Origin of the sequence: Flammeovirga sp. EKP202, from assembly GCF_014534745.1 — a bacterium.
In the GTDB taxonomy this organism is placed as follows: Bacteria; Bacteroidota; Bacteroidia; order Cytophagales; family Flammeovirgaceae; genus Flammeovirga.
Window position 1 is genome coordinate 1 of record NZ_JACVVP010000135.1, and the last position, 532, is coordinate 532.

The window sequence follows — 532 nt, forward strand, 5'->3', positions numbered from 1 at the left end:
CAAGTAGGGACAAGTAAAGGTTTTATTACAGGAGTAACTTTACATCAAACTTCAAGTGATCAGAAGGCCTTTATACCTCATGTTGAAAAATATGAAGAATGGTATGGGAAAGGTACATTGAAACATATCGTAGCGGATGGTGGCTATGGCTCAGAAAGAACTTTTACTTGGATGGAGCAGCGTAAAATAATACCTTATGTGAAGTTTCCAGGTTATTACCAACAGACAAAAGAGGCTTATAAAAAGAATCAATTTATCGCGAAAAATATGCCCTATTACGAGGATGGTGATTATTATTTATGCCCCAATGATCAAAAATTAGAGTGGTACGGTCAACGTATCAAAATTCATAAAAATGGCTATAAAAACATCATACAAGAATACAGGTGTAAAAAATGTAATACTTGCCCTTTAAAAAATAAATGTACGACAGCTGAGTATAGGAAAATAATGATATCAGAAAATGCAAATAGATTACGAGCAAAAGCCACTCACTTTTTAAAAACGGAAGAAGGGAAAAAGAAAAGTAAAA

1 protein-coding gene is annotated in these 532 nt (G+C 33.3%); it reads left to right on the forward strand.

The window, feature by feature from the left end; translation table 11 throughout:
• On the forward strand, positions 1-532 hold a 532-nt coding region (locus IC221_RS29300), incomplete at both ends, for a transposase (protein ID WP_188172330.1).